The 549-nt window shown below is 64.1% G+C and carries 1 protein-coding gene; it reads right to left on the reverse strand.

The window, feature by feature from the left end; genetic code table 11:
- Positions 1–549: hypothetical protein (locus AC01Y6_RS11170; protein ID WP_476671603.1), on the reverse strand; the 549-nt coding region annotated here is incomplete at both ends.

Raw genomic sequence — 549 nt, forward strand, 5'->3', positions numbered from 1 at the left:
GCAATCTCCGGCACCATTTTCCGCACCTCCTCTCTCACGGTACCGGCTATGACCTGGGGAGAGGCGTTGGTCTGGGCGGTAACGTTTACCGCAATGTTCACCACCGGGGCTCCTCCTCCGGGCGTGGCCGGGGCGGGAAGGGGTTCCCCGGAGGGAATCATGGCCGTAGGAGGAACCTGCCCCGGTTGCAGGGTAGCGGGAAGGCCCAGGGCGCCCAGGATGTCCCTCCCGGAGGCGATGGCCTCCTGAACGCTACGGGGCGCCCTGAGGAAGTGGGCCATTACGGAGCTGACGTACTCCCGCACGCTGGGGTATCCCCCGGCCTGCTTGGCCCCGTACCCCATGAGGATTGCGTCTATGGGGCGGTTCACATTCAGGAAGTCGTCCTTAGGCCCAGCGTACCAGATGGCGGCGAGGCGCTTCAGAATCTCCAGGTTGTCTACCGGGCGCCCCGCTTTTTCGTATCTCTGTACCAGTAGGTCCCGGTACTGGCCGAGCTTTTTGGAGGCGATGGTTACCTGAAGGGCGGGGTTCGCTAAAAACTCCGCC

The organism is Thermus sp., from assembly GCF_056332225.1.